Genomic DNA, 26,024 nt, shown 5'->3' on the forward strand with positions numbered 1-26,024 from the left:
TCGCGTCACTCCTCGCGCACCAGCATCACCGTGGCGAGCGGCGGCAGGCGCAGCGTCAGCGACTGGTCCTGGCCCTGCCACGGCACGGACTCGCTCGCGCGCGGACCATTGACAACGCCCGAGCCCCAGTAGGCCGTGTCGTCGGTGTTGATCAGCTCGCGCCAGGTGCCGGCCGCGGGCACGCCGATGCGCCAGTCCTCGCGCGCCACCGGGGTGAAGTTGCACACCACCACCACGTTGCGGCCGTCGCGCGCGCGGCGCTCGAAGGCGAGCACCGAGTGCTCGGCGTCGTCGTGGCTGATCCAGCGGAAGCCGTCCGCCGACACGTCCTGCTCGTAAAGGGCAGGGTGGGCACGCAGGACGCGGTTGAGGTCGCGCACCAGGCGCTGCATCCCGGCGTGCGGAGCGTGCGCGGTGAGGTGCCAGGGCAGCGCGGCGTCGGCATTCCACTCCTGCCAAGGCGCGAATTCACAGCCCATGAACAGCAGCTTCTTGCCCGGGTGCCCCCACATGAAGCCGTACAGCAGGCGCAGGTTGGCGAACTTCTGCCAGTCGTCGCCGGGCATCTTGGCAAGCAGCGCGCCCTTGCCATGCACGACCTCGTCATGCGACAGCGGCAGGACGAAGTTCTCGGTGAAGGCATACACCAGCGAGAAGCGGATCTGGTCGTGGTGGTGCTTGCGATGCACCGGATCACGCGCCATGTAGGCGAGGACGTCGTTCATCCAGCCCATGTTCCACTTGTAGTGGAAGCCCAGCCCGCCCGACCGCAGGTCGGGCGCAGGCGGACGGCTGACCTCGGGGAAGGCGGTCGATTCCTCGGCGAGCGTGATCGCCTCGGGCCGTTGCGTGCCGACGAGGTGGTTCATGCGGCGCAGGAAGTCGATGGCCTCCAGGTTCTCGCGGCCGCCGAAGCGGTTCGGGACCCATTCGCCGCCCTTGCGGCTGTAGTCGCGGTACAGCATCGACGCCACGGCATCCACGCGCAGGCCGTCGACGCCGTAGCGCTCGATCCAGTACAGCGCGTTGCTCGCCAGGTAGTTGCGCACCTCGCTGCGGCCGTAGTTGTAGATCAGCGTGTTCCAGTCCTGGTGAAAGCCCTCGCGCGGGTCGGCGTGCTCGTACAGGTGGGTGCCGTCGAACTCCGCCAGACCGTGCGCGTCGCTGGGGAAATGGGCGGGCACCCAGTCGAGGATCACGCCCAGGCCGGCGGCGCGCGCTGCGGTGGTGAAGGCGCGGTAATCCTCCGGTGTCCCGAAGCGCGAGGTCGGCGCGTACAGTCCGGTGGGCTGATAGCCCCATGATCCGTCGAACGGATGCTCATGCACGGGCAGCAACTCGAGATGGGTGAAGCCCTGCTCCACCGCGTAGGGCACGAGTCGCTCGGCCAGTTCGCGATAGCTCAGCCAGCCGCCGTCGGCCTTGCGCTGCCAGGAGCCCAGATGCACCTCGTAAATGCTGACCGGGGCGTCGAGCGCGTTGGCACGACGCCGTGCCTCGTCGATCGGCACGCCGGGCAGCAGGCGCTGCACCACCGAGGCGGTCTGCGGCCGGACCTCGGCGCGGAAGGCAAAGGGATCGGCCTTCAGCCGCAGGCTGCCGTCGGCGCCGAGGATCTCGTACTTGTACAACTCGCCATCACCGACCGCGGGCACGAAGATCTCCCACGCGCCGCACTCGCGCCGCAGGCGCATCATGTGGCGCCGGCCGTCCCAGTGGTTGAAGCCGCCCACGACCGACACCCGGCGCGCGTTCGGCGCCCAGACCGCGAAGCGGGTCCCGGCCACGCCATCGACCACGCCCGGGTGGGCGCCCAGCCACTCGTAGGGGCGGTGGTGGCTGCCCTCGGCGAGCAGCCACACGTCGAGATCCTCGATCAGGGCACCGAAGCGGTAGGGGTCGTCCATGATCACCGGTGCCGTCGGCGCACCATCGGCGCCGCGCCACTGCACGCGCAGCCGGTAGGCGAAGGGATTGCGCCGGCGCGGCAGCACGGCGGTGAACAGTGCGCTGCCGTCCTGCGCGGCCAGGCTTGCGATCCAGCGCTCGCGGCCATCGACCACATCGACCGCGAGGGCGCCCGGCAGCAGTGCACGCAGCACCAGCGCGCTACCCACGCGGTGCATGCCCAGCGTGCCGAAGGGGTCGCCGTGGCGGGCGCACAGCAGGGCGTCGAGCGTGGCCGGGTCGACACGGGAGGGATCGTCGGCGGCATCGTCCGCGCCCCCGGGCCTGCCCGTGCGTTGCATCTTGGTCGTCATGAGGGCCTCTTTTGGGCAGTCGCTGCACGCCGCGGTCGCGCTTGCGATGGATGGAATCAGTGCAGTTTTACATGGGGATCGGTCTGGCGGCGCAGCCAGCTGCTCACGGTGTCGAGTGCGGTCTTCCAGAATCCGTGCAGGGCAAGCAGGTGACTGCGGTACAGCGACCAGTACATCAGGCTGGCCACCATGCCCTCGATGTGGATGCCCTTGCCGCGGATGAAGCCCATCAGGTTGCCGAGCGTGTCGTGGCGGCCGAGCGAGACCAGCGAACCTTGGTCGCGGTAGCGGAAGGGCGTGGGCGCGAGGCCGCGCACACGGGCGCTCAGCACGCGGGCGAGGTGGCTCGCCTGCTGGTGGGCAACCTGCGCGCGCGGCGGCAGGCAGCTTTGTGCATCGTGCCAGGGCGCGGCGGCGCAATCGCCCAGCGCGAAGATGGCCTCGTCGCGGGTCGTGCGCAGGCAGGCGTCGACCACCAGGCGATCGATGCGGTCGCTCTCGAGTCCGTCGAGCTCGCGCAGGAACGCGGGTGCGCGGATGCCGGCCGCCCAGACGACGAGACTGGCGGGCAGCTCGGCGCCATCGCCGGTATGGACAGCGGTGGGCGTCACCGCGGTGACCTTGACCCCGGTATCGACGCTCACGCCGAGGCCGCCCAGCACGCGGGCGACGGCGGCCGACAGCGGCGCCGACAGCCCGGGCAGGATGCGCGGTCCGGCCTCGATCAGGCGGATGCGGATATGGCGTTCGGGGTCGATGTTGCGCAGGCCGTAGCCGGCCAGCACGCGGGTGGTATTGTGCAGCTCGGCCGCCAGCTCGACCCCGGTGGCACCGGCGCCGACGATGACGATGTCGAGCCGGCCGTCGGCGCCGGGCAGACTGTGGTCGGCGGCAAAGCAGGCGTTGACCAGCTTGCGGTGGAAGAGGTGGGCCTCCCAGGCCGCGTCGAGCTTGTAGGCGTGCTCGGCGACGCCCGGCGTGCCGAAGTCATTGGACAGCGAGCCCACGGCGAGCACCAGCGTGTCGTAGGCCAGCCGACGCTCGGGCAGCACCAGTTCGCCGTCGTCGCCGCGCACCTCGCCGACGACGATCTCGCGCGCTGCGCGGTCGAGGCCGGTCATCGGCCCGCGGCAGTAGGTGAAGCCGTTCCAGCGCGCCTGGTAGAGGAAGTCGATCTGCTCCTCGTGGATGTTGAGGCTGCCGGCGGCGACCGAATGCAGCAGCGGCTTCCACATGTGGGTGCGGGTGCGGTCGACGAGCACAACCTCGATCTCGCCCTTGCTGCCGTGCCTGCGCCCGAGCCGGGTGGCGAGTTCGAGGCCGCCGGCACCGCCGCCGACGATGACGATGCGATGGGGTCGGTCTGGAGTCGGGTGCGCCATGGTGCCTGGATCCTTGAACGGCGTTCAGCGTACGCCGCCTGGGGGTGCAAAAAGAAGGTCCGGCCCCCGGGATTGGGAAGGGAGACCAGGCGGGGCCGGACCAAGGGAGGAAACGGTTGTGCGCGCTCAGCGCGCGACGAAGGCCTGCGAGCCGGCGAAGCGGGCGTCGGCACCGAGCTCGCGCTCGATCGCGAGCAGGCGGTTGTACTTCTCGACGCGGTCCGAGCGGCTGGCCGAGCCGGTCTTGATCTGGCCGCAGGCGGTGGCTACCGCGAGGTCCGCGATCGTGGTGTCGCCGGTCTCGCCGGAGCGGTGCGACACGATCGACGCATAGCCCGCCTTGCGCGCCATCTCCATCGCCGCCAGGGTCTCGCTGAGCGTGCCGATCTGGTTCGGCTTGATCAGGATGGCGTTGGCGATGCCCTTGGCGATGCCTTCGGCCAGGATCGTGGTGTTGGTGACGAAGAGGTCGTCGCCGACGAGCTGGGTGCGGCGGCCGAGGCGGTCGGTGAGGCAGCCCCAGCCGGTCCAGTCGTCCTCGGCCATGCCATCCTCGATGCTGATGATCGGATAGTCGTTGACCAGCTCGGCCAGATAGCCGACGAACTCGGCACGGCTGTAGCTGGCACCCTCGCCCTCGAGGCGGTAGCGGCCGTCGTGGTGGAACTCGGAAGCGGCGCAGTCGAGCGCGAGCGAGATCTCGCTGCCCGCCTTATAGCCGGCGAGTTCGATCGCGGCGAGGATCAGGTCGAGCGCCTCGCGGGTGCCGGCGACGTTGGGGGCAAAGCCGCCCTCGTCGCCCACCGAGGTGGGCAGACCACGGCCGTCGAGCAGCTTGCGCAGGGCATGGAAGACGCCGACGCCGGCGCGCAGCGCGTCGCCGAAGCGCGCGAAACCGTGCGGCACGATCATGCATTCCTGCACGTCCAGGCTGTTGTTGGCGTGCGCGCCGCCATTCATCACGTTCATCAGCGGCACCGGCAGCACGAAGCCGCGCTCGGCGTGGCCGAGGTGACGGTAGAGCGGCAGGCCGCGCGCGGCGGCACCGGCGTGGGCGCTCGCCATCGACACCGCGAGCAGCGCGTTGGCGCCCAGCGCGGACTTGTCGGCGCTGCCGTCGAGTTCGCACAACAGGCGGTCGATGCGAGCCTGGTCGGTGGCGTCGCGGCCCTTGAGCGCAGCGGCAATCGGTCCTTCGATGTGGCCGAGCGCCTTCAGCACGCCCTTGCCGCCGAAGCGCGCGGGGTCGCCGTCGCGCAGCTCGAGGGCCTCGCGGCTGCCGGTGGAGGCACCCGAAGGCACGGCGGCGCTGCCGAGGTGACCGGAGGCCAGGCGCACCGTGGCCTGCAGGGTGGGGTTGCCGCGGGAGTCGAGGATCTCGAGCGCGTCGATGGAAGCGATTTCGTACATGGTGATGGTCCGGAAAGCGTGTTGTCGACTGAGGGGTTGGGGTCCGTGTGCGCGCAGGGCGGCCCGAGGCAGAGGCGGGGAGTCCTCGCCCGGGTGCCGCAGGCTGCGGCACGCGGATGAGCGGCGAATCAGGGGTTGAAGCGGGGGCGGCGAATGAAGCGCGATCAGAGAATGAAACGCGTGTTCACGAAGTTCGACTTGTTGCCGAGCACGATGCTGTCGAGCAGCTTCTTGCTCGCCTCGGTCTGCTTGGCGGCGACCATGGTACGGATCGAGAACGAGCGCAGCGCGTCATGCACCGACAGCGTGCCCTCGGCCGAGTCCTTGCGTCCGGCGAAGGGGAAGACGTCGGGGCTCCTCTGGCACTGGCAGTTGATGTTGACGCGGCAGACCTGGTTCACCAGCGGATCGACGAGCTGCGCGATCTGGTCCGGATTGCTGCCGAACACGCTGACCTGCTGGCCGTGGTCGGAAGTGATCACGTAGTCGAGCGCGGTCTCGATGTCCTCGAAGGGGGCCACCGGGATCACGGGGCCGAACTGCTCCTCGCGGTACAACTTCATGCCGGCCTTCACCGGGAACACCACCGCCGGGTAGAACAGCGTCTCCACCGAGCTGCCGCCTTCGGCGTTGAGCACCTTGGCGCCCTGGGCGAGGGCGTCGGCGATGCACTCGTTCATGTAGTCGACCTTCTGCATTTCGGGCAGCGGGGTCAGCATCACGCCCTTTTCCCACGGCATGCCGATCTTCAGCTTGGCGATCTCCTCGTTGAAGCGGCGCAGGAACTGGTCGGCGATCGACTGGTGCACCAGGATCATCTTGATCGCGGTGCAGCGCTGGCCGTTGAAGGACAGCGTGCCGGCGATGCATTCCCTGACCGTCAGCTCGATGTCGGCGTCGGGCAGGATGATCGCGGCGTTCTTGGCCTCAAGGCCGAGCACCGCGCGCAGGCGGTTGGTCTTCGGGTGGGCCTTCTTCAGCTGGTCGGCGACTTTGCTCGATCCGATCAGGGCCAGCACATTGACCTTGCCCGAAGCCATGATGTGCGGCACCACCACGCTGCCCTGGCCGTAGACGATGTTGATGACGCCGGCCGGGAAGGCGCTGCGGAAGGCCTCGAGCATCGGGTAGTAGAGCAGCACGCCGAAGCGCGGCGGCTTGAACAGCACCACGTTGCCCATGATCAGCGCCGGGATCAGCGTGGTGAAGGTCTCGTTCATCGGGTAGTTGTACGGCCCCATGCACAGCACGATGCCCAGCGGCGAGCGGCGGATCTGGGCGATCGTGCCGTCCACGATCTGGAAGCGCGAGTTGGCGTTGTCCAGGCTCTTCAACTCGGCGATGGTGGCCTTGATGTAGTCGATCGTGCGGTCGAACTCCTTCTCCGAGTCGGCCAGGCTCTTGCCGATCTCCCACATGATCAGGTTCACGATCTCGCGCCGGCGGGCGACGATCTGGTTGGTGAAGTTCTCGACGCAGGCGATGCGCTCCGCGACCGACATCGTCGGCCAGCGCCCGCGGCCGTTGTCGTAGGCCTGGGTGGCGGCGGTGATCGCGGCGTCGGCCTCGGCGGTGCCGGTGACCGGGAAGCTGCCAAGCTCGACCGGCGTCAGGCTGCCGTCGGCTGCGCGCACATGCACCGGCGAGAACACCGCGCGCGTCTCGCCCTTCCAGATCTGCATCTCGCCGTTGAGCAGGATGGCGCGCTGGTGCAGCGGCGCGAGCACGCGGCAGTCCTCGGGAATGTCGGCTTCGGCGGGGAAGAGGTCGTGCAGCTTCTTCTGCATCGGGTTGAGCTTCATGTCCATGGTGGCGGGGTTCCTGTTCGATGTTCGAGGGTGTGGAGGGGGCGGCCGTATCAGGCGGGCAGCGCGCTCGGCCAGGCCAGACGCAGCAGGTTGGTCGTACCGGGGGTGCCGAAGGGCACGCCGGCGGTGACGATCACAGCCTCGCCGGGGCGCACCAGATCGTCGCCGCGGCAGGCGGCGACGGCGGCATCGACCATTTCCTCGACCGTGCCGGTGGCGGTGGAGACCCGTGGGCGCACGCCCCAGGCCACCGTCAGGCGGCCGGCGACACGCGCCGACGGGGTCAGGCACAGGATGCGCGACTGCGGGCGCTGGTGCGCGATGCGCAGCGCGGTGGCGCCGGTGGCGGTGAAGGCCACGGTGGCGCACACCGGCATCATCGCGGTGATGCTGCGGATCGCGGTGCCGATGGCGTCGGTGCCGCTCGCCTGCATGTTGGCGGCGACGGTGTCGATGTACTGGCGGTGCAGCGGATCGGCCTCGGTGCGGCAGATGATGCGCGACATCATCTGCACCGCCTCGAGCGGGTACTGGCCGGAGGCGGACTCGGCCGACAGCATCACCGCGTCGGCGCCGTCGAACACCGCGGTGGCGACGTCCGAGGCCTCGGCGCGGGTGGGCGCGGGGGAGGCGACCATCGACTCCAGCATCTGGGTGGCCACCACCACCGGCTTGCCGGCGGCGCGCGCCAGGCGCACCAGCTTCTTCTGCAGGCCGGGCACTTCCTCGGCCGGCATTTCCACACCGAGGTCGCCGCGCGCCACCATGATGCCGTCGGCGGCAGCGAGGATGGCCTCGATGTCGGTGATCGCCGAGGGTTTCTCGATCTTGGCCATCAGCGCGGCGCGGCCGCCGATGCGCGCCTGCGCCTCGGCGACGTCGGAGGCCCGCTGGACGAAGGACAGCGCCACCCAGTCGACGCCCAGGCCGAGGGCGAAGTCGAGGTCGGCGAGGTCCTTCGCGGTCAGCGGCGACAGGTCGAGGGTGGCCGACGGCACATTCACGCCCTTGCGGTTCGACAGCACGCCGTCGTTGAGCGCCACCAGCTCGAGCGCGCCGGGCTGCGCCGCGCACACCTCGAGGCGGATGCGGCCGTCGTCGAGCAGCAGCAGGTCGCCCACCGCCGAGGCGGCGATGATCTCCGGGTGCGGCAGGCACACGCGGCGGGCGTCGCCCGGCGTGGGGTCGGCGTCGAAGCGGATGCGCTCGCCACGCTTGAGGCTCACGGCGCCGTCGGCGAAGGTGCCGATGCGCAGCTTGGGGCCCTGCAGGTCGGCGAGGATGCCGATCGGGCGGCCGCTCTCGGCGGCCACGCGGCGGATCAGCTCGGCGCGGGCGGCGTGGTCCTCATGCGTGCCGTGGCTGAAGTTCAGGCGGAACACGTCGGCGCCGGCTGCATGCAGGGCGCGGATGGTGTCCAGGTCCGAGCTCGCCGGGCCGAGGGTGGCGAGGATCTTGGTATTGCGCGAAGTGCTCACGATGTCTCCTGGGGAAGGGCGCTCAGGCCCGGTCGCCGACGCTGCGGGCGTGGTGGCGGTAGTGCGCGATCAGCGCCGCGGTGCTGCTGTCATGAGGGCTCGCATCGTGCTCGGCGGCGAGATCCTCGAGCACGCGGGCGGCGAGCTGCTTGCCGAGTTCCACCCCCCATTGATCGAAGGAATTCACGCCCCACACCACGCCCTGCACGAAGGTGCGATGCTCGTAGAGCGCGATCAGCGCGCCCAGCGTGAAGGGGTCGAGGCGCTCGAGCAGCAGGGTGTTGCTCGGGCGGTTGCCGGCGAACACGCGGTGCGGGATCAGGCTCGCGATGCGCTCTTCGGGCAGGCCCGCGGCGCGCATCTCGGCCTCGACCTCGGCGGCGGTCTTGCCCCGCATCAGCGCCTCGGCCTGCGCCACCATGTTGGCGAAGGCGATGCGGTGGTGCTGGTGCAGGCGTGCCGGATGCTCGAGCACGCCGATGAAGTCCACCGGCGCGAAGCGCGTGCCCTGGTGCAGCATCTGGAAGTAGGCGTGCTGGCCATTGATGCCGGGCTCGCCCCAGATCACCGGGCTGGTCTGGCAGTCGACCGGGCTGCCGTCGAGCCGCACCGACTTGCCGTTCGACTCCATGTCGAGCTGCTGCAGGTAGGCGGGCAGGCGGTTCAGGCCCTGGTGGTAGGGGGCGATCACCTGGGTGGGCGCATCGAGGAAGTCGATGTTCCAGATGCCGAGCAGGGCGAGGATCACCGGCAGGTTGCGCTCGAGCGGCGCGCTGCGGAAATGCTCGTCCATCGCGTGGGCGCCGGCGAGCAGGGCGTCGAAATGCTCGGCGCCGATCTGCAGCACGATCGGCAGGCCGATCGCGCTCCACATCGAGTAGCGACCCCCCACCCAGTCCCAGAAGCCGAACATGTTGGCGGTGTCGATGCCGAAGCGCGACACCGCCTCGGCATTGGTGGACACCGCGACGAAGTGGCGCGCGATCGCTTCCTCGCGGCCGGCGTGTGCCAACAGCCAGCTGCGTGCGGTGTGGGCGTTGGTCAGCGTCTCCTGGGTGGTGAAGGTCTTGGAGGCGATGATGAACAAGGTGGTGGCCGGATCGAGCGTGCGCAGCAGCGCATCGATCTGTACGCCATCGACGTTGGAGACGAAGTGCAGGCGCAGCGCCGGGTGGGCGAAGTCGCGCAGGGCCTCGCAGGCCATCAGCGGGCCGAGGTCGGAGCCGCCGATGCCGATGTTGACGATGTCGGTGATCGGGCGGCCGTCGTGCCCCACCCACTGGCCGTCGCGCACGCTGTCGCTGAAGCGGCGGATGCGTTCGCGCACCGCCACCACGGCGTCGACGACGTTGTCCCCGTCGACCGTGACCACACCGCCGGCAGGCTTGCGCAGTGCGGTGTGCAGCACGGCGCGGCCTTCGGTGACATTGATGCGCTCACCCGCGAACATCGCCGCGCGACGCTCGACGACGCCGGCTTCGCGGGCGAGCTGGAACAGCAGGCCGAGGGTGGTGTCGTCGACGCGGTTCTTCGCATAGTCGAGGAAGAGGCCGCAGGCTTCGGCCTGCATGCGGCGGCTGCGGCCGGGGTCGGCGGCGAAGAGGTCCTTGAGGTGCTGCCCGGCGATCTCGTCGCGGTGGGCGGCGAGGGCTTGCCAGCTGGGGAGGGCCTTGCTCATGGTCGGCGTGTCCTTCGGGTCAGGCGAATGGGATGGTCGATGGGTTGGTCGATGCGCCCTGCGGCGCGTGGCTGTCGAAGCCGACCGCGATGGCGGTGTCGAGGGCATGCGCGGCGCCGGTGAGCGCGGCGTAGGGGGCGCGGATCACGCGCGTCGGAATCGGCTCGAGGTAGCTGCGGAAGCGGCCCTTGGCGAGAAAGCGCTCGCGGAAGGCCGAGCGGGCGAAGAATGCGCCCAGGCGGGGTACGATGCCGCCACCCACGAACACGCCGCCGCGGGCGCCCAGCGTCAGCGCCAGGTCGCCGGCCACGGTGCCGAGCAGGGCGCAGAACAGGTGCAGCGTCTCGGCGCACACCGGGCACTGGCCGGCGAGCCCGCGCGCACTGATCGTCGCGCTGTCGAGCGCGAGCGCGGGCAGGCCGTCGAGACGGCGCAGCGCGTCGTGCACCGCCACCAGTCCGGGGCCGGACAGCACGCGTTCGGCCGACGCGTGGCCGTAGCGCTCGGCCAGCAGCGCGATCAGATTCGCTTCGCGCCGCGTGCCGGCGGGCAGGGTGACATGGCCGCCCTCTCCCTGCAGCGGCACCCAGGTATCGCCTGCCGGGACCAGGCCGGAAATGCCCAGGCCGGTGCCGGCGCCAAGCAGGGCAATCGTCTGGCCGGGCAGCGCCTGGCCGTCGCCGATCTGCTCGAGCTCGGCCGCCGCCAGGTGCGGCAGCGACAGCGCGAGCGCGGTGAAGTCGTTGACCAGCAGCAGGCGCTCGAGACCGAGGGCGGCGCGCAGGCCGTCCACCGAGAAGGCCCAGTGATGGTTGGTCATCGCCACGCGGTCACCGGTCACCGGGTTGGCGATGCCGAAGGCGGCCGCGCGCGGCAGGGCCACCCCTTCGGCGGCGAGGTAGGCGCGCACCGCCTGTTCCGGGCCGGCGAAGTCCACGCAGGGCAGCACGCGGATGTGGCTGGGTGCGGCGCCGGGCGCGGCGACGAGGGCGAAGCGTGCATTGGTGCCGCCGATGTCGGCGACCAGGCGCGCGGCGGGTTCAGGCAGTCCAGAAAACACGGCAGGGGACCTCTTCCTGTTGCAGTAGGTTGCGCACGGGGTACTGGCCGAGCGGGCCGGGCTTGAGCGCCTCGCACAGCACCGACCACTTCGCCGCGCCGGTGAAGTGCAGGGCGAGCAGGCGGGTGTCGAGCAGCGCCGACGGGGTCAGCGAGATGCGGTCGTGCGGTGCGCGGGTGGGGCGCACGCCGATCAGGTCGGGCGTGGCGGTGTCCGACGGCGCCGGCGCGGTGTCGGCGGCAGGAAACAGCGACGCGGTGTGGCCGTCCTCGCCCATGCCCAGCACCACCGCGTCGAAGGGGCGCGGCAGCGCGGCGAGCGCGGCGGCGCTGGCGGCAAGCGCCGACCACGGCTCGGCGGTGTCGCGGTACAGGGGCACGAAGCGGGCCTGCGCGGCGTGGTCGCGCAGCAGCGTCTCGCGCACGCTGCGGGCATTGCTGTCGGGGTGGTCTTCGGCCACCCAGCGCTCGTCGGCGAGGGTGATCGTGACCCGGTCCCAGGCCAGCGGGGCGGCGGCCAGCCGCGCGAACAGGCCGCGCGGCGTACGTCCGCCCGACACCACCAGGCTGGCGGCGCCGCGCTGGTAGATGCCTTCGCGCAGCGACTGCACGATGGCCTCGGCGAGCGCAGCGTCGAGCGCTGCGGTGTCGGCAAAGCGCTGCAGCTCGATCATGCTCAGACCTCCTCGTGCCAGTGGAAGCCCTCGCGCCCCAGCAGGGCGGTGGAGGCGGCCGGACCCCAGGTGCCGGCGGTGTAGGACTTGGGCGGTTCGCCCGAGTCGCGCCAGCTCGACATGATGGGCTCAACCCACTTCCATGCCGCCTCCTGCTCGTCACGGCGCACGAACAGCGTCAGGTTGCCGCGCATCACGTCCATCAGCAGGCGCTCGTAGGCCTCCAGGCGGCGGCTCTGCGCGCCCTCGGTGAAGTCGAGGTCGAGCGACACGGGGTTGAGCAGCATCTGGTCGCCGGGACGCTTGGCTTGCAGATGCAGCTTGACGCTCTCGTCGGGCTGCATGGTGATGACCAGGCGGTTGTTCTGCAGCGCGGCGGCGGGCTTGCCGAAGATCGAGTGCGGCACGGCGCGAAAGTTGATGACGATCTCCGCCAGGCGCTCCTGCATGCGCTTGCCGGTGCGCAGGTAGAAGGGCACGCCGGCCCAGCGCCAGGTGTCGACGTTGGCCTGCAGCGCGACGAAGGTCTCGGTGCGGCTGCCGGCGGCGATGCCCGGCTCGTCCAGGTAGCCCGGCACCGGCTGGCCGCCACTGGCGCCGGCACGGTACTGGCCACGCACGGTGCGCAGCGGCACCTCGTCCTCGCCGATCGGGCGCAGCGCGCGCAGGATCTTGAGCTTCTCGTCGCGCACCGCGTCGGCGTCGATCGAGGCCGGCGGCTCCATGGCGACGATGCACAGCAGTTGCAGCAGGTGATTCTGCACCATGTCGCGCAGGGCGCCGGTCTTGTCGTAGAACTCGGCGCGCGACTCGACGCCGATCTGCTCGGCGACGGTGATCTGCACGTCGCTCACCCACTCGCGCCGCCACAGGGGCTCGAACAGCGCGTTGCCAAAGCGCAGCGCCAGCAGGTTCTGCACCGACTCCTTACCGAGGTAGTGGTCGATGCGATAGATCTGCTGTTCGCCGAAGTAGCGGCCGACCTCGTCGTTGATCTCGCGCGAGGAGGCGAGGTCGTGGCCAAGGGGCTTTTCCAGCACCACGCGGCTGGCGGGCGTGATCAGGCCGGTCTCGTGCAGATGGCGGCAGATCGCGGTGAATAGCGCCGGTGCGGTCGACAGGTAATAGACCTGGGAGCGGCTGGTGACCGCGCCGAGGCGCTCGCGCAGGGGAATGAAGCCGGCAGCATTGCGGGCGTCGAGCGCGATGTAGTGGAGGCGGGCTTCGAAGGCCTCCCAATGCGCGGCATCGAAGTGTCCCTTCAGGAAGCGTTCGCACTGCTCGGCGGCGAGCCGGCGGTAGCCGGCGGTGTCGAGTGTCTCGCGGGCGACGCCGATGATCGAGACGTCGGCGCCGAGCATGTTGGCGCAGTGCAGGTGGTAGAGCGCGGGCAGCAGCTTGCGCATCACCAGGTCACCCGTGCCGCCGAAGAGAACGACGTCTTGTCCAGTGTGTAGTGACATCTTGATCTCGCGTGTTGATGAGTGGGCTTCAGTGAATCGTTGATCGGACTATAAGTAGGAAAACTACAAAATGCAAGCGCTTTGGGCCAAATTCCCTCCACGGCCCTGTTGTCCGCGGTTCGTGTCCGGCCCTGGCTCGCAAGGAAGTACATAGGCGAATTCAGCAGAATGCCCGCGTCCCGCCGGGTTCAAGGGTGCACGAGGGGCTTGCAAAAGAAATGTAGTTAAACTACTCTTCGACTACACCTTGAATGGAGAACACCCAGATGGCCATCCATCCGACGCTGCAGCACGTGACCCGCCGCATCCAGGCTCGCAGTGCCCAGTCGCGCGCGGCTTACCTGCAGCGCGTGGACGACGCCTCGCGCGCAGGTCCGCTGCGCGGCTCGCTGTCCTGCACCAATCTCGCCCACGGCTTTGCCGCGGCGCCCGCCGGCGACAAGATCATGCTGCGCGAGCAGCGTCGGCCCAACCTGGCCATCGTGTCCTCCTATAACGACATGCTGTCGGCGCATCAGCCCTTTCATGCCTTCCCGGAATGGATCAAGCAGGCCGCGCGCGAGGCCGGCGCCACCGCGCAGTTCGCCGGTGGCGTGCCGGCCATGTGCGACGGCGTCACCCAGGGCCAGCCGGGCATGGAGCTGTCGCTCTTCTCGCGCGACGTGATCGCGATGGCGACCGCGGTGGCGCTGTCGCACAACATGTTCGACGCCGCGCTGTGCCTCGGCGTGTGCGACAAGATCGTGCCTGGCCTGCTGATCGGCGCGCTGTCCTTCGGTCACCTGCCGACGGTGTTCGTGCCCGCCGGGCCGATGGGCTCGGGCCTGTCGAACAAGGAGAAGGCGGCGATCCGCCAGCGCTATGCCGCCGGCGAGATCGGCAAGGCCGAGCTGCTCGAGGCCGAGGCGCGCGCCTACCACTCGGTCGGCACCTGCACCTTCTATGGCACGGCCAATAGCAACCAGATGCTGATGGAAGTGATGGGCCTGCACCTGCCTGGCTCCGCCTTCGTGCCGCCCGGCACCGCGCTGCGCGAGGCGCTGACCCGCGAAGCCGCGCGCCAGGCGGCGGCGATCACGCGCGAGGGCGGCCGCTTCACGCCGATCGGGCGCATGGTGGACGAGCGCACCATCGTCAATGCGATCGTCGCGCTGCTGGCCACTGGCGGCTCCACCAATCACACCCTGCACCTGGTGGCGATCGCGCGTGCCGCCGGCATCCACATCGACTGGACCGATTTCGACGAACTGTCGGCCTGCGTTCCGCTGCTCGCCCGCGTCTATCCGAACGGCAGTGCCGACGTGAATGCCTTCCACGCCGCCGGCGGCACCGGTCTGCTGATCGGCGAGCTGCTCGACGCCGGCCTGCTGCACGAGGAGGTCGATACCGTGGTCGGCCGCGGCCTGTCGCTGTACCGCCGCCAGCCGCTGCTCGAGGACGGCCGTCTGCAATGGGTCGAGGGGCCGGCCGAGAGCCTGGACCCCAGCGTGCTGACGTCCGCCGCGCAGCCTTTCTCGGCCGACGGTGGCCTGAAGGTGCTGGCGGGCAACCTCGGCCGGGCGGTGACCAAGGTGTCGGCGGTGGCGCCCGAGCTGCGCGTGGTCGAGGCGCCGGCCAAGGTGTTTGCCTCGCAGGAAGCCTTGATCGCCGCCTACAAGCGTGGCGAGCTGACCGGCGATTTCGTCGCCGTGGTGCGTTTTCAGGGGCCCAGGGCGAACGGCATGCCCGAGCTGCACGGCCTCACGCCCACGCTGGCCAACCTGCTCGACAACGGCCAGCGTGTGGCACTGGTCACCGACGGGCGCATGTCGGGCGCGTCGGGCAAGGTGCCGGCAGCGATACACGTCACGCCCGAAGCCTGTGACGGCGGCCTGATCGCCCGCGTGCAGGACGGCGACATCGTGCGCGTCGATGCCGAGCAGGGCGTGCTCGAGCTGCGCGTCGAGGCCGCCGAACTGGCCGCGCGCACGCCTGCGCAGGCGGACCTGTCGGCCAACCAGCACGGAATGGGGCGCGAGCTCTTCAGCGGCTTCCGCAGCCAGGTGTCGGGCGCCGAGGACGGCGCCATGAGTTTCGGGCTGCCGGCCTGATCCCCTGCGGTGCGCGGACCGGGGGTCCGGGCGCCGTCATCGAACCGAATTTTTGCCATCGAGGTCGTCATGGATTCGAAACAACAAGTGCTGGACCAGATTCTGGGACTGGGGCCGGTCATGCCCGTGCTGGTGATCGAGGAGGTCGTCGACGCGGTGCCGCTCGCGCGCGCGCTGGTCGACAATGGCGTGCGCGTGCTGGAGGTGACGCTGCGCACGCCGAATGCGATGTCGGTCATCGCCTGCCTGTCCGAGGCCGTGCCCGAGGCGGTGGTGGGCGCCGGCACGGTGACCACGCCCGAACAGCTTGTCGCCGTCGAGCGTGCCGGTGCGCGTTTCGCGGTCTCGCCCGGGCTCACGCCGCGGCTGACGGCCGCCGCGCGCGAATCGAGCTTTCCGCTGCTGCCCGGCGTGATGACCACCTCCGAGGCGATGAGCGCGGCCGAGGCCGGCTTCACCCGGCTCAAGCTCTTTCCTGCCCAGCAGGCCGGCGGCGTGGGCATGCTGAAGGCGCTCTACGGTCCGCTGCCGGAGCTGCGTTTCTGCCCCACCGGCGGCGTCAGCGTCGACAACGCCGCCGATTTCCTCGGCCTGCCCAACGTGCTGTGCGTGGGCGGCTCCTGGCTAGCGCCTGATGCGCTGGTGAAGGCACGCGACTGGGACGAGATCGGTCGCCGTGCGCGCGCGGCCTCGCAGCTGCGCGCGCACTGAGTCGGCCTCGTCGTCGGGCATCATTGCGGGTCCGCGGGTGGAGCCGCATCAAGGAGCGAACGGGACATGGGACGCAACGACGAATCGCCGAAGCTGGCGCGGGTGGGGGCCTATGCGGCGGGGCCGCGGCTGGTCGCCAACATCGGTGCGACCACGGCGCGCTTCGCGCTGGAGCTTGCCCCGGGCGTCTTCGAACAGCCGGCCAACCTGGCTTGTGCCGATTACGCGGGCATCGAGGCGGTGTGTCGCGCCTACCTCGAAGGCATCGACGGGCCGCGGCCGCTGCATGCGGCGATGGCCTTGTCGAACCCGATCGACGGCGACATCGTGCGCATGACCAATCGCGACTGGCAGTTCTCGATCGAGGCGGTGCGCGGTGCGCTCGGCATGCACACCCTGCTCGCAGTGAATGACTTTGTGGCGATGGCGATGGCGCTGCCCAAGCTCGCGCCCGACGAGAAGCGCCGGATCGGTGGTGGCGAGGCGCGTGTAGAGGGGGTGATCGGCCTCATCGGTGCCAGCACCGGCCTCGGCGTATCGGCCCTGATCCCCAACGGTGAGCGCTGGGCGACGCTGGCGTCCGAAGGCGGCCACATGGCCTTTTCGCCGGCCAACGAAACCGAACTGGTCGTGCTGCGCCACGCCTGGAAACGCTGGCCGCACGTGTCCTCGGAGCGGCTGATCTCGGCTTCCGGCCTGGTGCTGATCCACGAGGCGCTGGCAGCCGACGAAGGGAGTGCGGCGCACATCGACTCGGCTGACGAGGTGCTGCGTCGCGGCCTGCACGAGGGCGACGCGCTGTGCCGGCGCGCCCTCGATTGCCTGTGCGGGATGCTCGGCACCGCGGCGGGCAATCTTGCGGTGATGCTCAACGCGACCGGCGGCATCTATGTCGGCAGCGCGCTGGTGCGTGATCTGGCGGGCTTCATAGAGCAGTCGAGCTTCCGCCGTGCGTTCGAGAACAAGGGCCGCAACACCGAGTTCGTGTCGCGCATCCCCACCTACCTCGTGCTGTCGGACCAGACCGGCCTGCGCGGCGCGGCCGAGGTGCTGCGCAACCACCTGCAGGACCATGCGGACTCCGGCCAGCTGCTCGAGCGCATCCGTGCCGGCATGGACAGTCTGAGCCCGGCCGAGCGGCGCGTGGCGAGCCTGGTGCTGGAGCAGCCGCGCACGGTGCTCAACGACCCGGTGGCCGAGATCGCGGCCAAGGCCGAGGTCAGCCAGCCAACGGTGATCCGCTTCTGCCGTTCGCTCGGCATGCAGGGTCTGTCGGACTTCAAGCTCAAGCTCGCCTCGGGCCTCACCGCCGCGGTACCGGTGCGGCACAGCCAGGTGCGGATCGGTGATCCCGGCGCGGAGCTGGTGGCGAAGATCTTCAACAACACCAGCTCGGCGATCATGAAGCTGCGCGACCAGCTCGACGGCGCGGCGATCGAGCGCGCCATCGCGCTGCTGGCGGCGGCGCGCCGCATCGAGCTCTACGGCGTGGGCAACTCCAGCGTCGCCGCACTTGACGGCCAGCACAAGTTCTTCCGCTTCAGCATTCCGAGCAACGCCTACATCGACAGTCACATCCAGCTCATGGCCGCGCGCCTGCTCGGTCCGGGCGATGTGGTGGTGGCGATTTCCAAGTCGGGCAGCCTGGCAGAAACACTGCAGGCGGCGGACGCCGCCCTGCAGGCGGGCGCGGCGGTGATCGCGATCACCGCCGCGGGATCGCCGCTTGCGCGGCGGGCGACGGTGGCGCTGGAAGTGGCGCATCCGGAGGAGGGCGCCGGCTACCTGTCGATGGTGTCACGCATCCTGCATCTGCTGCTGATCGACGTACTCGCTGTGGGCGTGGCCATGCGCCGCATCACCGCCACGGGTGAGCCGGTCGAGGAAAGTGCGGTGCAGCGCGAACTCGAATCCTTGCAGGCACGCTTCGAGGCGCTGATCTCCCATGCTAGCTGAGCGGACTTGCCACCTTCTTGCGCGCTCGCGGGCGCGGCGCGGGCGCCGCCTGCGGGGGCGCCGGGGCGACGGCCGGCGCCACGGCGGCGACCGTGGCGTTGTCGAGCGGGCCGTCGGTCTCGCCCGGCACAAGGCGCGGCCTGGCCAGGTGGCGGATGCGGCCGACCGGCTTGCCATTGAGCACGGCGACGATCTGTTCGGCCATCTTGAGGCCGGTGCGCTCACCGGTCGCCTGTTCGACCCAGCTCACGCGGTAGGGCAGCGGGATGTCGGGCGAGACGCCGTCATAGACGATGAGCGAGATGTCCCTGCCCGGGCGCAGCTGCAGGTCGCCTACCGCGCGCAGCGCGCCGACGCCGGCGAGGTTGTTGTCGATCAGCACCGCCGTGGGTGGGTCGGAGCGCGCGAGCAGGGCGTGCATCGCGGCGTAGCCGGCGAGCCGGCTGAGGCGGGCGTCGGCGATCAGCGAGTCGTCGCGCACGATGCCCGCCGCCTCGAGCGCGGCGAGATAGCCGGCGAAGCGCTGCGCGGCGAAGTTGAAGCTCAGTGGGGCGTGGATGATCGCAATGCGGCGGTGGCCCAGTCCGATCAGGCGTTCGACCGCCATGCGCGCGCCGGCCTCGTTGTCGAAGTCGAACCACGGGTAGGGCTTGTCGGTCTGCGTGCGGCCGTAGGCGAGGAAGGGAAAGCCGCGCCGCTGCAGCAGGGCGATGCGCGGATCATGGACCTGGGTCCAGCCGACGATGAAGGCGTCGACCCGGCGCGTGTCGATGATGCGCGCATAGGTCTCGAGTTCGTTCTCGGGCCGGGTGGGAATGATGTTGAGGTCCATGTTGTGCTTCGCCAGGCCCTCGGTGAGTCCGGCCACCACTTCGCCGAAGCGGTGGTCGCCGAACTCGGTCGCATTGAACGGAAACACCATGCCGATGGTGTCGGTGCGACCCGTTGCCAGCCGCCGCGCCAGCGGGTCCGGCTGGTAGCCCATCGCCGCCGCCGCTTCCTTGACCCGCCGGCGGGTCGCCTCCGCCACGTCGGTGTAGCCGTTGAGGGCCCGACTGACGGTGGTCTGGGATAGCCCCAGGGATTCGGAAAGCGTCTTCAGATTGACTTTCATGTGCTTGCTCCAGCGGGCGGGTGCGGCCCTTGTTCCAAAGTGCTTTGGATTCTAGCACCACGGGCGGCTGATCATAGGGAAACTGAAATCCGTTGAAGAAAATGCTTTACATCCAAAGCGCTTCGGAATACGATTCAAACCGCTTTGGAGATTATGTGGCGATTAGCCGGATTGATGGATGCCCATCACGCCGGGTGATCCGGAACCGACAGGGACGACGAGGAGACGGACGTGGAGCGCAAGTGGTGGCATGACGCGGTGGTGTATCAGATCTATCCGCGCAGCTTTGCCGACGGCAATGGCGACGGCATGGGCGACCTGCCCGGCATCATCTCTCGGCTGGATTACCTGCAGCAGCTCGGCGTGGGCGTGATCTGGCTGTCGCCGGTGTTCCGCTCGCCGATGGACGACAACGGCTACGACATCTCCGACTACCAGGACATCGCGCCCGAGTTCGGCACCCTGGCCGACATGGACCGGCTGATCGCCGAGGCCGGCCGGCGCGGCATCCGTATCGTCATGGACCTGGTCGTCAATCACAGCTCGGACGAGCACCCCTGGTTCGTCGAGGCCCGCAAGTCGAAGGACAGCCCCTATCGCGACTACTACATCTGGCGTCGGCCCACTGCCGACGGTGGCCTGCCGGACGATCAGCGCTCGTACTTCGGCGGTTCGGCATGGGAGTTCGATGCCGCCAGCGGCGAGTACTACTTCCACCAGTTCTCGCGCCGCCAGCCTGACCTCAACTGGGACAACCCGAAGGTGCAGGACGAAGTGCACCGCATGATGAACTGGTGGCTGGACCGCGGCATCGGCGGCTTCCGCATGGACGTCATCGACCTCATCGGCAAGGACGTCGACCGCAAGATCATGGCCAACGGCCCGCGCCTGCACACGCTGCTGCAGCAGATGAACGCCGCCACCTTCGGCCGCCGCGACGTGCTCACCGTGGGCGAAACCTGGAGCGCGACGCCCGAGACCGCAAAGCTGTATTCCGACCCGGCCCGCCACGAGTTGTCCATGGTGTTCCAGTTCGAGCACGTCACGATCACCTTCGATCCGGTCGAGGGCAAGTGGAAGCCGCGCGCCTTCGACCTGGTCGAGTTCAAGCGCGTGATGGGCAAGTGGCAGACCGAGCTTGCCGATCAGGGCTGGAACTCGCTGTTCTGGTGCAATCACGACCTGCCGCGCGCGGTGTCGAAGTATGGCGACGATGGCCGCTACCGCGTCGAGTCGGCGAAGATGCTCGCCACCGTGCTGCATTTCCTGAAGGGCACGCCCTATGTCTATCAGGGCGAGGAGATCGGCATGACCAACGTGCGCTTCGACGCCATCGACGATTACCAGGACATCGAGACCTTGAACCTGTACCGCGAGCGCACCGCCGCGGGCGTGGCGCACGACGCGATGATGCAGGGCATCTGGGCCAACGGCCGCGACAACGCGCGCACCCCGATGCAGTGGGACGCCACCGCGAACGCCGGCTTCAGCACCGCCAGACCCTGGCTGAAGGTGAACCCCAACTATGCGCAGATCAACGTCGCCGCGGCGCTCGCCGACGACGGCTCGATCTTCCACCACTACCGCCAGTTGATCGCACTGCGCAAGCGCACACCGACCATGGTGTATGGCAGCTATCGCGATCTGCTGCCGTCCCATCCACAGGTATATGCCTACGAGCGCCGCCTGGGCGACGTGCGCATCGTGGTTATCGCCAGCTTCACCGCCGAGACGCTGCACCTCGAGCTGCCAGCGGCGATCGCCGGGCTCGCAGGCGAGTGCCTGAGCGCGAACCACGGCGCGCGGACACAGCTTGGCGCGGTGCTGGAGCTGGCCCCCTACGAAGCCTTCGCCATCGCCTGCACGGCCTGATCCACGAGCGCGCCGCAGCAAGCGCCGGCCAGCCCGACCCCGAACCCGACAAGAACCACGGAACCGACATGAGCAAGCACACCCCGACCGCAAAAACCCCGAGCCGCGCCTGGTGGAAGGAGGCCGTGGCCTACCAGATCTATCCGCGCAGCTTCATGGACTCGAACGGCGACGGCATCGGCGACCTGAACGGCATCACCGAGCGCCTGGACTACCTGAAGTGGCTGGGCATCGACGTGATCTGGATCTGCCCGATGTACAAGTCGCCCAACGACGACAACGGCTACGACATCAGCGACTATCAGGACATCATGGACGAGTTCGGCACCCTGGCCGACTTCGACCGCCTGCTCGCCGAGACGCACCGGCGCGGCATGAAGCTCATCCTCGACCTGGTGGTCAACCATACAAGTGACGAGCACGCGTGGTTCGTCGAGTCGCGCTCCTCGCGCGACAACCCCAAGCGCGACTGGTACGTGTGGCGCGATGGCAGGGATGGTCGCGAGCCGAACAACTGGGAGAGCATCTTCAAGGGCTCGGCCTGGAAGTACGACGACACCACTGGCCAGTACTTCCTGCACCTGTTCTCCGCCCGCCAGCCCGACCTTAACTGGGAGAACCATGCGGTGCGCGGTGCCATCTTCGACATGGTGCGCTGGTGGCTGGACAAGGGCATCGACGGTTTCCGCCTCGACGCGGTCAGCCACATGAAGAAGGTCGACGGCCTGCCCGACCTGCCCAACCCGGAGGGCCTGGACTACGTGCCGAGCCAGCCGATGCACATGAACGTCAACGGCGTGCTCGAGTACATGGACGACCTGTGCCGCAACACCTTCAACCACTACGACGTGATGACGGTGGGCGAGGCCAACGGCGTGTCGCCGAAGCAGGCGGTCGACTGGGTCGGCGAGAAACACCAGCGCCTGAACATGATCTTCCAGTTCGAGCACCTGGCGCTGTGGTCCGAGGCGCCGCGCGAGCCGCTCGACGTGGTGGCGCTGAAGAAGGTGTTCACCGCCTGGCAGGACAGCCTGCACGGCGTGGGCTGGAATGCGCTGTTCCTGGAGAACCACGACATCCCGCGCATCGTGTCGAAGTGGGGCGACCCGGTGCATCACTGGCACGCCAGCGCCACCGCGCTCGCCACCCTGTACTTCCTGATGCAGGGCACGCCCTTCATCTACCAGGGCCAGGAGATCGGCATGACCAACACCGTGTTCGAGTCAGCCGACGACTTCAACGACGTGTGGGCGAAGAACCAGTTCGCGCTGCGCCGTGCGGCGGGCGACGACGAGGCCACCATCCTCGCCGACGTGTCGCTGACCGCGCGCGATCACTCGCGCACCCCGATGCAGTGGGATGCCAGCGCCAACGCCGGCTTCAGCCGCGCCACGCCGTGGCTGAAGCTCAATCCCAACTACCCGCGCATCAACGTCGCCGCGCAGCAGGGCGATCCCGATTCGGTGCTCGGTTACTACCGCCGCCTGATCGCGCTGCGCAAGGCGGAGCCGACTCTGGTGTATGGCCGCTACGCGCTGCTGGGGCCGGCGGATACGCAGGTCTATGCCTACAGCCGCAGCGAGGATGACAGCCGCATCGTCGTCATCACCAACCTCAGTGGCCGCACGGCGTGCTTTGCCGACGCCCACTGCGCGCTGCGCCATGCCGACCTGCTGCTCGCCAACCGCCCGGTGGCGGCCCACGCCGACACCGACACGATTTCGCTCGAACCCTATGAGGCGCGCGTCTACCGCACAGCCTGATCGCAACACCCCGTGGGCGGCTCGTGACCGCCCCGGCCCGGTTCAATCCATGGAGGAGACACAAGCATGAAACTCAAGAAAATCGCCGCTGCCGCCCTGCTCAGCCTCGGCGCCAGCCTCGCCCAGGCCGACACCGTAAAGATGGAATGTGGCGCCGGCGCCACCGTGAAAAGCTTCTGCGACTACGTCAAGGCCCGCTTCGAAGCCGAGACGCCGCACAAGCTGCAGTTCATCGACCTGCCGCGCGCGTCCGACGAGAAGCTGTCGATGCTGCAGCAGATCTTCGCCACCAAGGACAGCAAGGTGGTGGACGTGATGGCGATCGACGTCGTCTGGCCCGGTGTGCTCGACCGCCACCTGCTCGATCTCACCGAGCACGTCAAGGATCTGGAGCCGGCCTTCTTCCCCTCGGTGTGGCAGAACAACATGGTCAATGGCCGGGTGAAGGGCGTCCCCAACTTCATCGACGCCGGCGTGCTGTTCTACCGCAGTGACCTGCTCGAGAAGTACGGCGAGCAGCCGCCGACCACCTGGCAGGAGATGGCGCGCATCGCCGCCAAGATCCAGGATGCCGAGCGCGCCGCGGGCAGCCGCAACCTGCACGGCTTCGTGTTCCAGGGCAAGGCCTACGAGGGCCTCACCTGCGACGCGCTGGAGTGGGTCGCCTCCTTCGGTGGTGGCAGCTTCGTCGAGCCCGACGGCAGCATCTCGGCCAACAACCCGAAGGCGGTTGAGGCCTTCAAGACCGCGGCGAACTGGATCGACACCATTTCGCCCAAGGGCGTGCTGGCCTACCAGGAAGAGGAAGCGCGCGCGGTGTTCCAGAACGGCGACGCGGTGTTCATGCGCAACTGGCCCTACGCCTACCTGCTGAGCCAGGACGATTCCAGCCCGGTGAAGGGCAAGGTGGGGATGATGCCGCTGCCGCGCGGCGGCGAGGGCGGCCAGCATGCCGCCGCGCTGGGTGGCTGGCAGTGGGCAGTGAGTGCCTACACCCAGGTGCCCGAGGCCGCGATTGCGCTGGTGCGCATGCTTTCCGACTTCGAGAGCCAGCGCCAGAACTTTCTCCAGATGGGCGTCTCGCCGGCTCGCCTCGATGTTTACGAGGACGCCGAGGTCCAGGCCAAGGGGCCGCACCTGACGCTGCTCAAGCAAGCCTTTGATGGCGCCGTCGCGCGGCCCTCGACGGTCACCCGCACCGAGTATCCGAAGGTCTCGAAGGCGATCTGGAACGCCGCCTACGACACCCTGAGCGGTCGCACCAGTGCAGAAGCCGCGCTGGCCGACCTCGAAGGTCGCCTGAAGCGCTTCAAGGGGCGCGAGTGGAAGTAAGCCGCTGCGCCAGCGTCGGCAGGGCAGGGTGCCTCGGTGCCCGGCTCGCCGGCCGGCTTGCCGGAACGGCGAGCGACGCCTGAAACGACCGAAGGAGTAAGACCATGAACCCCAAGACCGAACTCGCGGCAGCCGCAGCGAGTCCATCCGCGCCAGCGGCTGCGCACGGCCGCAAGCGCAGCCTGCAGTCGCGGCGTGCCCGCGCCGCCTGGCTGCTGGTGGCGCCGACGCTGGTACTGCTGGCCGGGGTGGCCGGCTGGCCGCTGCTGCGCACGCTGCTCTACAGCTTCACCGACGCTCGCCTCGACACACCGGACGAGTACGAACTGGTCGGTTTCGCCAACTACCTGGACTTCATCGACGGCGAGGCTTACGGCGTGCTGGCCGATCCGCTGTGGTGGCAGGCGATCTACAACACCCTGTGGTTCACGGTCATCTCGGTGAGCCTGGAGCTGTTCTTCGGGCTGCTGCTGGCGCTGCTGATGAACCAGAAGTTCCGCGGCCAGGGCCTGGTGCGGACCGCCATCCTGGTGCCGTGGGCGATCCCGACCATCGTCACCGCCAAGATGTTCAGCTGGATGTTCCACGACCAGTACGGAACGATCAATGACCTGCTGATGCGCATCGGCATGATCGACGCCCCGCTGGCCTGGATCGCCGAGCCGACGCTGTCGCTGTGGGCGGTCGTCATCGCCGACGTGTGGAAGACCATCCCCTTCATGGCCCTGATGTTGCTGGCGGCGCTGCAGATGGTGCCCTCCGACCTCTACGAGGCCGCACGGGTCGACGGCGCCAGTGCCTGGCAGCGCTTCCGGCGCATCACGCTGCCGCTGATCTTCCCGGCCATGCTGGTGGCGCTGATCTTCCGCACCATGGACGCGCTGCGCGTGTTCGACCTGATCTACGTGCTGACCTCGAACAGTGAAGCGACGATCTCGATCTCCGGCTATGCCCGCGAGCAGATGGTGGTGTACCAGGAGATGGGAGTCGGCTCGGCCGCCTCGGTGCTGGTGTTCATGATGGTCGCCGGCGTGGCAGCGGTCTTCCTCTACATCGGCCGCATCGCCGAACCCAAGGAGAAGCAGGCATGAAGCTCACCCGCAAGCAAAGACAGGCGGCGCACCTGGCGTGGATCTACGCCGCGGCCGCCCTGGTCACGGTGATCAGCGTGTTCCCGTTCTACAACGCGATCATCACCTCGCTGCAGACCGGCCAGGACCTGTTCCTGCCGAGCTATCTGCCGACCTCCTTCCACTGGGAGAACTATGCGACGGCGCTGGTGCATAACGGCGTCGGCCGCAGCCTGGCGAACTCGGTGCTGGTGGCCACGGTGACGGTGGGCGGCTGCCTGCTGGTGTCGATCACCGGGGCCTTCGCGCTCGCCCGCATCCGCTTCCGCGGCCAGCGCGCGCTGCTGTTCACCATCCTGTGCGTGTCGATGTTCCCGCAGGTGGCGGTGCTGTCGGGCATGTTCGAGCTGGTGCGCTTCCTCGGCCTGTACGACTCGCTCGGCGCGCTGGTGGTGTCCTACACGACCTTCTCGCTGCCCTTCACGATCTGGGTGCTGACGACCTTCATGAAGAACATCCCGGTCGAGCTGGAGGAGGCGGCGATCGTCGATGGCGCCAGCCTGTGGGTGATCATCACCAAGGTGTTCGCCCCGATCATGGGGCCGGCGCTGGTGACCACCGGCCTGCTCGCCTTCATCGGCGCCTGGAACGAGTTCATGTTCGCGCTCACCTTCGTGATCTCGGGCGAGAACCGCACCGTGCCCGTGGCGATCGCGCTGCTGCAGGGCGCCTCGCAGTACGAGCTGCCGTGGGGAAGCATCATGGCCGCCTCGGTGACGGTGACCCTGCCGATCATCGTCATGGTGCTGATCTTCCAGAAGCGCATCGTCAGCGGCCTGACCGCCGGTGCGGTGAAGGGCTGAGGGCCCGAACGACATTGGATGCGGGGCGGCGTGCGCCGGC

The 26,024-nt window shown here is 68.9% G+C and carries 18 protein-coding genes; 8 read left to right on the plus strand and 10 right to left on the minus strand.

Features of this window, described 5'->3' with window-relative positions:
* Positions 1–5 precede the first annotated feature (5 nt).
* The 9 genes from glgB to zwf all read right to left on the minus strand — a co-directional run bounded on the left by glgB (position 6) and on the right by zwf (position 13,213).
* Positions 6–2,261, minus strand: a complete 2,256-nt coding sequence (gene glgB, locus PLC66_RS05865; protein ID WP_324538326.1) for a 1,4-alpha-glucan branching protein GlgB — start codon at positions 2,259–2,261, stop codon at positions 6–8.
* Between the two features lie 56 nt (positions 2,262–2,317).
* Positions 2,318–3,643 carry an NAD(P)/FAD-dependent oxidoreductase gene (locus PLC66_RS05870; RefSeq protein ID WP_324538328.1) on the minus strand — a complete coding sequence of 442 codons (1,326 nt, stop codon included), beginning with the start codon at positions 3,641–3,643 and terminating at the stop codon, positions 2,318–2,320.
* A 126-nt stretch (positions 3,644–3,769) separates the two neighbouring features.
* Entirely contained in the window at positions 3,770–5,053 is a 1,284-nt protein-coding gene (eno, locus tag PLC66_RS05875; protein WP_324538330.1) for a phosphopyruvate hydratase, read from the minus strand.
* Positions 5,054–5,217: 164 nt separating this feature from the next.
* Entirely contained in the window at positions 5,218–6,861 is a 1,644-nt protein-coding gene (locus PLC66_RS05880) for an NADP-dependent glyceraldehyde-3-phosphate dehydrogenase (RefSeq protein ID WP_324538332.1), read from the minus strand.
* A gap of 50 nt (positions 6,862–6,911) precedes the next feature.
* Positions 6,912–8,339: a pyruvate kinase gene (gene pyk / locus PLC66_RS05885; RefSeq protein ID WP_324538334.1), complete on the minus strand. Its 1,428-nt coding sequence runs from the start codon at positions 8,337–8,339 to the stop codon at positions 6,912–6,914.
* Positions 8,340–8,361: 22 nt separating this feature from the next.
* Positions 8,362–10,017 (minus strand): glucose-6-phosphate isomerase, encoded by a 1,656-nt coding sequence (gene pgi, locus PLC66_RS05890; RefSeq protein ID WP_324538336.1) that lies wholly within the window; start codon positions 10,015–10,017, stop codon positions 8,362–8,364.
* Positions 10,018–10,036: 19 nt separating this feature from the next.
* Complete coding sequence (locus tag PLC66_RS05895) at positions 10,037–11,077, minus strand: glucokinase (protein ID WP_324538338.1); 1,041 nt, start codon at positions 11,075–11,077, stop codon at positions 10,037–10,039.
* Positions 11,058–11,750, minus strand: coding sequence for a 6-phosphogluconolactonase (gene pgl / locus PLC66_RS05900; protein ID WP_324538340.1), 693 nt, complete (start codon positions 11,748–11,750; stop codon positions 11,058–11,060). The genes PLC66_RS05895 and pgl overlap by 20 nt, the downstream gene beginning before the upstream one ends.
* 2 nt (positions 11,751–11,752) lie before the next feature.
* Positions 11,753–13,213: a glucose-6-phosphate dehydrogenase gene (zwf, locus tag PLC66_RS05905; protein ID WP_324538342.1), complete on the minus strand. Its 1,461-nt coding sequence runs from the start codon at positions 13,211–13,213 to the stop codon at positions 11,753–11,755.
* A gap of 266 nt (positions 13,214–13,479) precedes the next feature.
* Between zwf and edd the strand changes: the two genes are divergently transcribed.
* The 3 genes from edd to glk all read left to right on the plus strand — a co-directional run bounded on the left by edd (position 13,480) and on the right by glk (position 17,970).
* Positions 13,480–15,303, plus strand: coding sequence for a phosphogluconate dehydratase (gene edd, locus PLC66_RS05910; RefSeq protein WP_324538344.1), 1,824 nt, complete (start codon positions 13,480–13,482; stop codon positions 15,301–15,303).
* Positions 15,304–15,372: 69 nt separating this feature from the next.
* On the plus strand, positions 15,373–16,014 hold the full coding sequence (locus PLC66_RS05915) for a bifunctional 4-hydroxy-2-oxoglutarate aldolase/2-dehydro-3-deoxy-phosphogluconate aldolase (RefSeq protein ID WP_324538346.1): 642 nt from the start codon (positions 15,373–15,375) through the stop codon (positions 16,012–16,014).
* A gap of 66 nt (positions 16,015–16,080) precedes the next feature.
* Entirely contained in the window at positions 16,081–17,970 is a 1,890-nt protein-coding gene (gene glk, locus PLC66_RS05920; protein WP_324538348.1) for a glucokinase, read from the plus strand.
* Here glk and PLC66_RS05925 read toward each other — a convergent pair.
* Positions 17,963–19,084: a substrate-binding domain-containing protein gene (locus PLC66_RS05925; protein WP_324538350.1), complete on the minus strand. Its 1,122-nt coding sequence runs from the start codon at positions 19,082–19,084 to the stop codon at positions 17,963–17,965. The genes glk and PLC66_RS05925 overlap by 8 nt on opposite strands.
* Positions 19,085–19,315: 231 nt before the next feature.
* Between PLC66_RS05925 and PLC66_RS05930 the strand changes: the two genes are divergently transcribed.
* The 5 genes from PLC66_RS05930 to PLC66_RS05950 all read left to right on the plus strand — a co-directional run bounded on the left by PLC66_RS05930 (position 19,316) and on the right by PLC66_RS05950 (position 25,984).
* A complete protein-coding gene (locus tag PLC66_RS05930) occupies positions 19,316–20,956 on the plus strand; it encodes a glycoside hydrolase family 13 protein (protein WP_324538352.1) in 1,641 nt (546 codons plus the stop codon).
* 68 nt (positions 20,957–21,024) lie between these two features.
* Positions 21,025–22,719: an alpha-glucosidase gene (locus tag PLC66_RS05935; protein WP_324538354.1), complete on the plus strand. Its 1,695-nt coding sequence runs from the start codon at positions 21,025–21,027 to the stop codon at positions 22,717–22,719.
* 66 nt (positions 22,720–22,785) lie between these two features.
* Positions 22,786–24,051 carry an ABC transporter substrate-binding protein gene (locus tag PLC66_RS05940; protein ID WP_324538356.1) on the plus strand — a complete coding sequence of 422 codons (1,266 nt, stop codon included), beginning with the start codon at positions 22,786–22,788 and terminating at the stop codon, positions 24,049–24,051.
* A 104-nt stretch (positions 24,052–24,155) separates the two neighbouring features.
* A complete protein-coding gene (locus tag PLC66_RS05945) occupies positions 24,156–25,142 on the plus strand; it encodes a carbohydrate ABC transporter permease (protein ID WP_324538358.1) in 987 nt (328 codons plus the stop codon).
* Entirely contained in the window at positions 25,139–25,984 is an 846-nt protein-coding gene (locus tag PLC66_RS05950; RefSeq protein WP_324538360.1) for a carbohydrate ABC transporter permease, read from the plus strand. Before PLC66_RS05945 ends, PLC66_RS05950 begins: the two co-directional genes overlap by 4 nt.
* Positions 25,985–26,024: the final 40 nt, after the last annotated feature.

Source organism: Thauera sp. (assembly GCF_035444905.1).
Classification (GTDB): Bacteria; Pseudomonadota; Gammaproteobacteria; order Burkholderiales; family Rhodocyclaceae; genus Thauera.

Excerpts from the sequence above, each read along its gene's own strand:
- glgB (WP_324538326.1), bottom strand. The coding sequence starts at position 2,261 with ATGACGACCAAGATGCAACGCACGGGCAGGCCCGGGGGCGCGGACGAT.
- PLC66_RS05870 (WP_324538328.1), bottom strand. The coding sequence starts at position 3,643 with ATGGCGCACCCGACTCCAGACCGACCCCATCGCATCGTCATCGTCGGC.
- eno (WP_324538330.1), bottom strand. The coding sequence starts at position 5,053 with ATGTACGAAATCGCTTCCATCGACGCGCTCGAGATCCTCGACTCCCGC.
- PLC66_RS05880 (WP_324538332.1), bottom strand. The coding sequence starts at position 6,861 with ATGGACATGAAGCTCAACCCGATGCAGAAGAAGCTGCACGACCTCTTC.
- pgi (WP_324538336.1), bottom strand. The coding sequence starts at position 10,017 with ATGAGCAAGGCCCTCCCCAGCTGGCAAGCCCTCGCCGCCCACCGCGAC.
- pgl (WP_324538340.1), bottom strand. The coding sequence starts at position 11,750 with ATGATCGAGCTGCAGCGCTTTGCCGACACCGCAGCGCTCGACGCTGCG.
- zwf (WP_324538342.1), bottom strand. The coding sequence starts at position 13,213 with ATGTCACTACACACTGGACAAGACGTCGTTCTCTTCGGCGGCACGGGT.
- edd (WP_324538344.1), top strand. The coding sequence starts at position 13,480 with ATGGCCATCCATCCGACGCTGCAGCACGTGACCCGCCGCATCCAGGCT.
- PLC66_RS05915 (WP_324538346.1), top strand. The coding sequence starts at position 15,373 with ATGGATTCGAAACAACAAGTGCTGGACCAGATTCTGGGACTGGGGCCG.
- glk (WP_324538348.1), top strand. The coding sequence starts at position 16,081 with ATGGGACGCAACGACGAATCGCCGAAGCTGGCGCGGGTGGGGGCCTAT.
- PLC66_RS05925 (WP_324538350.1), bottom strand. The coding sequence starts at position 19,084 with ATGAAAGTCAATCTGAAGACGCTTTCCGAATCCCTGGGGCTATCCCAG.
- PLC66_RS05935 (WP_324538354.1), top strand. The coding sequence starts at position 21,025 with ATGAGCAAGCACACCCCGACCGCAAAAACCCCGAGCCGCGCCTGGTGG.
- PLC66_RS05940 (WP_324538356.1), top strand. The coding sequence starts at position 22,786 with ATGAAACTCAAGAAAATCGCCGCTGCCGCCCTGCTCAGCCTCGGCGCC.
- PLC66_RS05945 (WP_324538358.1), top strand. The coding sequence starts at position 24,156 with ATGAACCCCAAGACCGAACTCGCGGCAGCCGCAGCGAGTCCATCCGCG.
- PLC66_RS05950 (WP_324538360.1), top strand. The coding sequence starts at position 25,139 with ATGAAGCTCACCCGCAAGCAAAGACAGGCGGCGCACCTGGCGTGGATC.